Origin of the sequence: Streptomyces sp. MnatMP-M17 (assembly GCF_900091995.1) — a bacterium.
Taxonomy (GTDB): Bacteria; Actinomycetota; Actinomycetes; order Streptomycetales; family Streptomycetaceae; genus Streptomyces.
On the sequence record NZ_FMDK01000379.1, the window covers coordinates 1 to 5,092 of the forward strand.

A 5,092-nucleotide genomic window follows, 5' to 3' on the forward strand; every position below is an offset into this window, starting at 1 on the left:
GCCGGTGGAGCACCAGAGCGGTGCCCTGGCCCCGCAGGAGCCCGAGCCGCTCCCGGTCCCGCAGCGCGAACCTCGCCACCGCGATCTTCTCCGTGCGCCGCAGGGCCCGGACGAGGAGCGCGTAGGGCTTGACGGCAATGTCACCGTGGGCGGTGAGATAGTAAGCCCGCCCCAGGCTCAGCGGGTCGACCGAGCCGACCGGGTTGAAGCCCACGACCTCGATGGCACGGACCGAGTCCAAGGGAAGAGCGTCCAGCTCCGCGTCTGTGACCTCCACCAGCGCGCCGTCCGGGAGTTCGTAGCCACGGCCGATCTGCTCGAGGCCCGGAGTCTGCCCGCAGACGTCGCACACCCTCCGGTTACGGACCCGCCCCATGTCTGCAGTGTGTACCTGGCGAAATGCAACCGAGTGGGACTGCGTTGCCGGAGTTATCGCCACGGGAATCGTGACCAGCCCGAACGACACCGCAGAATGAGCCAGAGCGGGCATGACGGTCCTCCTGCCACCCCCTCCACTCAGCCTACGACCGGCTCCAGCCACACCGCTCACGGTCCTGGGCTACCTGACCGAACTGCGCGTCGCCGACCTCGGCACCGGGCCGCCCGTCATACCCAGCGCCCTGTCGATGCAGCCGACGCCTCTGCCCCCGCAGGACCGTCGGCGGTCGACCTGACCGGGCACCTCGCGCCGGCCGGCTGCCGGTCCGCGCCTGATGCCGCAGCCCCGGCGCCGCTACGGTGAGGAGCATCATCGACTGCAAGAGGGAGCACTGTGGCGTCTGCGGCGAGGGAACGGCTGTGCGACTGGGTGGTGAATAAGGACGCGGTCTGGGTCCACGGTGACCGGATCACCGATGGCCGGGTCGCTCTCGACATGCGCGCCATCGTTGGTCTCGATCCGACGGTCGTGGACCGTGACGGGCGGTGGTTGATCCGCAAGCACAGTATTCCGACATGGCTGGGCGAGGATCACCCCGACCTCTCCGACGTCCTCCCGGCTCCCGGTCCCGGCTGGAGCGAGGTGAAATGGTCGAACTGGTCGACAGCAGGCGCCCGGATCGGTGCGGTCCACGAGAGGCCCGTGGCAGTGCACCACGAGTGGCTGTCCCGCCTGCAGGACGGTTACCGGCTCGAAGGCTCCCAGACGCATGACGTCCTGCGCATCGTGTCGGAGGAACCTGCACCGGCCCTGCCCGTGCGTCCGGACAAACCGGATCGCGTCGTGGTCGGCGTGATGGTGCCCATGAGAATCGAGGCAAGCGAGACCGTGCTCCAGGCCATCGTGCAGGACCTCGGCCGCCAGATGACAGCCGGGCTCCGGGCCTAGTCTCCGCCTGCTCCACACTCCCGACGTCACGAGCCCACCCGCAACGGTGCGACGCAGATCTCCCGCTCGCCGGGGCCGACTGATGGACTCCGCCCGGCCCCTCACTCCTGGCATTCGGGGACAGCTACAGCGTCCCCAGGGAAATTGAAGGCACCCCCATATTCTGTCCCGCCACGCCTCGGACCGGGCCGTACCCTTGAGGCCTCGCCAGGATGCAGGGCGGCGAGATCAGCCTGTCCGCCAGGATCGGGTAGGGGCGGCGATGCCGTATGAGTCCAGGCTCAGAGACCGGAGGCTCCTGAGTCCGGCAGCCCTGGCCGCGTGGGAAAACACGGCGCCCTTCCCCGCTCTCCGAGGAGGCCACGGGAGACCTGCGTCCCCCTCGCCTTCGCTGAGAAGACCGATCGCCTGAAGCTCGCTCAGCCAAGAAACTCCCCGACTGCCCGTCAGCCCGTACACAGCCCGGTAAACCGGAGGACGGTCCGGATGACTGCGGGAACTCCAGTAAGAGCCCGATTCACGACCCTCGTTAAGATCGGCAGCCGACGGCAGAACAAGGGAGTGTCATGCGTAGGCAGTGGTACGTGCAGACTGCGGGGACGGCACTGGGGGCGGTGCTGCTCGCCGGGTGCGGTGGCGAGCAGGCGGACACCGCAGCGCCGCTCGATCAGGCGCAGGTCCGGTCGGTGCTGCCGGACGCGAAGGCCATGCCCGGGTGGAAGACCGCCGAGAAGCCCTCGGCGGGCGCCCTGGACAGCGAGTTCATGAGGAACGGTGTCTGCCCCAGCGAAGGCAACAAGGGGTGCGAAGGCTCCCGGTTCCTTGGGTCTGTCACGTTCGGGCGCGCCGACAACGATGCTCTCGTCGATCTGTGGATGGTCGCCTACGAGGACGAGCAGGCCGCCGTAGCCGCGTACGACGTGCTCTGGAAGGACACGGCCCGTAAGGCCGGCAAGGAGAAGGCGGAACTCGGCGCGGCGGGTGAGGAGCGCGACGCGCTGCGAGGCGCGGTCGGTCCGCAGGGCGCACAGGGGATCACGGGGCAGATACGGGTGGGCACGACGATCCTGCGGCTGGACACCTCTGCCCGCCACGAGGACGAGCTCAACAGGGGCTTCGTGCAGGACATCGCCGCTCTCTTCGCACGCCGTGCCCAGCAGGCCCAGAACGGCGAAACGCCCACCGCCGCACTCGCCGACGTCCAGAGCTGATGCCCGCGTTGGCCCTGCGATCGCCGGAATCTATGCGAAGGCTCTCCTGACGTCTGCTCAGAGCCGTCTTGGCGGTCTCAGCGCCACCGGAATGTCTGGTCTGTTATGGCGGGCAGGAGGATCGGGCCGGTCCGGTCACGCGAGGTGTGTATGGCGTGGAGTGCGGGTCCGATGGCGGGATACAGGTGGGCGGAGGCCGCCTGGCGGTAGTGCATCCAGATGATGTCGTTGTGGTCGGTGGCGTCCTTCTCCGTGGTCGCGAGGGTGTGTCTGAGGGGGTGGGGCAGGTTGATCAGGTGGATGAGGTGCAGTCGCCTGAGCGGCTGGTCGGCGCCGGGGCGGGTGATGATCTGGTCCTGGACCCAGCGCAGTTGGGGCTCCGGGATGCCGGATCCGAGGTTGAGGCCGAGTTCCTCGCGGAGTTCGCGGGCGAGTGCGGCATCAAGATCTTCTTCGGGGTCGACGAGGCCGCCGGGTAGGGAGTACTGGTCACCGTCCGGGCGGCGTCGGCGGATCAGGCACATGTCGTGGCCGTCGAGGATGACTGCACACGTTCGGACAGGCAGGCCAGGCTGGTACGGGTGACCGGTCTGAGGTCCGTGGGACGTGTTCATGCCGCCGACAAGCTGCGGAATGCGGCGGTGAGACCGGCGAGGCCGGATCCGCTGTCGCAGCGCAAGGGGAGGCCCTCGCCGACGAGGAGCGGGACGTCGTCGGCGGTGACGTCGGCGAAACTCACGGCGGCACGCTCACCTTTCGGCTTCTCGCCTGGTGGGTCCTGCCAGGGGGTGGCTTGTGTGTCAGTTTAGATACGGAGCATAACGGACTGTCGAATGTGTCCTGCACGACTACGGGATGTCCGTGAGCAAGACCGCGTCGAGCAGGCGAGAGGCCCGCCGGTTTCTCCGGGCTGCTTCAACATCGGCCGCCACCTGATTCGCAGTCACGAATTCAAGTCGGTACTCGACGAGGAGGGCAACCAGATACCCGGCGGCGCCGAGCGAGACGTTCCCTGGCGGCGTGGCCGGTCAGCATCGTGTTGACCTTGAAGGTGGTCTCGGGCAGGGCCTGGACCTGCGCGTCGTCCAGGATGGCGAAGAAGTCGCCTGCGAAGTGTTCTTCGCGCTCAGCATGTCTCATGGGGCATCTGGTGTGAGGCGAGCGATGTGTGCGGCCTGGCGTGTCGGTTCGGTGCTCACGCGGCGGCGGTCAGCGGATCTCAGGTTTCGTTGAGCGCGACATGAGTTCTTTGATGGCGTCCTGTGGGGATTGCCCTTCGTGGATGATGCTGACGACGGTCTCGGTGATGGGCATGTCGATGCCGTGGCGCTGTGACAGGTCGAGGACGGAGGTGCAGGAGGTGACGCCCTCGGCTGTCTGGCTGGTGACCGCGATGGTCTCCTGGAGGGTCATCCCGCGGCCGAGGTTGGCGCCGAAGGTGTGGTTGCGGGACAAGGGGGAGGAGCAGGTGGCGACGAGGTCGCCCATGCCTGCGAGTCCGGCGAGGGTCTGCGCGTCGGCGCCCATTGCCTGGCCGAGCCGGGTGGTCTCGGCGAGCCCCCGGGTCATGAGGGAGGCCTTGGTGTTGTCGCCGAGGCCCTGGCCGTCGGCGATGCCGACGGCCAGGGCGATGACGTTCTTGACGGCTCCGCCGAGTTCGCACCCGATGACGTCCGTGCTGGTGTACGGACGGAAGTACGGGGTGTGGCAGGCGGCTTGGAGCCGTAGGGCGACCTCGGGGTCCATGCAGGCCACGACGCTTGCCGCGGGCTGCCGCCGGATGATCTCGCCGGCGAGATTGGGCCCGGAGACGACTGCGATCCGTTCGGGCCCCGCACCTGTGACGTCAGAGATCACCTCACTCATCAGATTCGTCGTGCCCACTTCGACGCCCTTCATCAAGGAGACGAGAACGGTGTCGTCCGAGAGAAGTGGGGCCCAGGCGGTGAGGTTGGCCCGTAGGGTCTGCGCGGTGACGGCGAGGACCGCGACGGCAGCGCCCTTGGCGGCCTCTGCCGCGTCCGTGGTTGCTGTGATCTTGTCCGGGAGGGGCATACCCGGCAGGTACTCGGGATTCGTTCGGGTGGTGTTGATGGCGTCGACCAGTTCGGGGCGGCGCCCCCACAGCGCCACTTCGCACCCGGCGTCGGCCAGGATCACAGAGAATGCTGTGCCCCAGGACCCGGCCCCGTAGACGGCTACACGAGTTGGCATCGGCCGGCTTACCTGCCTTTCGTTCCGCGCCCCTTGGACGGCTCTGTCAGGCCGTGGCGTGGGAGGCGGCTTCCTCGTGGCCGGGCCGTCTCAGCGTAACGGCAACGGACCGTCGGTCTCCGACAGTCCGTGATCTTGTGCGGGCTTCGGTGAGCATGCTCTGGGCCTGGCCATCGCCGAGGTGGAGCCGCAGGTCCGCCTCATGTTCCGCCCAGAGCCGGTAGAGGCGGCTCCACATTGCGGGCTCGTGCGGCCTCTCCTCCTCCCACTCCAGTTCCAGGGCCGCCGCTGCCGCCCGCTCCCGCCATGGCGGGGCCGCCGAGTGGGAGCGGAGGGTGGC

At 68.2% G+C, this 5,092-nt stretch carries 7 protein-coding genes and 1 pseudogene; 2 read left to right on the forward strand and 6 right to left on the reverse strand.

Features of this window, described 5'->3' with window-relative positions:
- Nucleotides 1–490 (reverse strand): non-homologous end joining protein Ku (locus GA0115259_RS17615; RefSeq protein ID WP_305129492.1); only part of this gene is annotated, 490 nt, incomplete at its 3' end.
- 282 nt (nucleotides 491–772) lie between these two features.
- Here GA0115259_RS17615 and GA0115259_RS17620 point away from each other — a divergent pair.
- Both GA0115259_RS17620 and GA0115259_RS17625 read left to right on the forward strand, forming a co-directional pair.
- Nucleotides 773–1,327, forward strand: a complete 555-nt coding sequence (locus GA0115259_RS17620; RefSeq protein WP_093597717.1) for a hypothetical protein — start codon at nucleotides 773–775, stop codon at nucleotides 1,325–1,327.
- A 566-nt stretch (nucleotides 1,328–1,893) separates the two neighbouring features.
- Nucleotides 1,894–2,538: a hypothetical protein gene (locus GA0115259_RS17625; RefSeq protein WP_141716607.1), complete on the forward strand. Its 645-nt coding sequence runs from the start codon at nucleotides 1,894–1,896 to the stop codon at nucleotides 2,536–2,538.
- 77 nt (nucleotides 2,539–2,615) lie between these two features.
- Here the strand turns inward: GA0115259_RS17625 and GA0115259_RS17630 are convergent, their stop codons facing one another.
- From GA0115259_RS17630 to GA0115259_RS41185, 5 genes and pseudogenes are all read right to left on the reverse strand, one after another.
- Entirely contained in the window at nucleotides 2,616–3,152 is a 537-nt protein-coding gene (locus GA0115259_RS17630; protein ID WP_093597723.1) for an NUDIX hydrolase, read from the reverse strand.
- Nucleotides 3,149–3,277 carry a hypothetical protein gene (locus GA0115259_RS41925; protein ID WP_256098031.1) on the reverse strand — a complete coding sequence of 43 codons (129 nt, stop codon included), beginning with the start codon at nucleotides 3,275–3,277 and terminating at the stop codon, nucleotides 3,149–3,151. The genes GA0115259_RS17630 and GA0115259_RS41925 overlap by 4 nt, the downstream gene beginning before the upstream one ends.
- 212 nt (nucleotides 3,278–3,489) lie before the next feature.
- Complete coding sequence (locus GA0115259_RS39625) at nucleotides 3,490–3,678, reverse strand: hypothetical protein (RefSeq protein WP_141716608.1); 189 nt, start codon at nucleotides 3,676–3,678, stop codon at nucleotides 3,490–3,492.
- Nucleotides 3,679–3,747: 69 nt separating this feature from the next.
- Nucleotides 3,748–4,752 carry an NAD(P)H-dependent glycerol-3-phosphate dehydrogenase gene (locus GA0115259_RS17635; protein ID WP_093597726.1) on the reverse strand — a complete coding sequence of 335 codons (1,005 nt, stop codon included), beginning with the start codon at nucleotides 4,750–4,752 and terminating at the stop codon, nucleotides 3,748–3,750.
- A gap of 46 nt (nucleotides 4,753–4,798) precedes the next feature.
- Nucleotides 4,799–5,092 (reverse strand): annotated as a pseudogene (locus GA0115259_RS41185) (class I SAM-dependent methyltransferase); the annotation flags it as partial.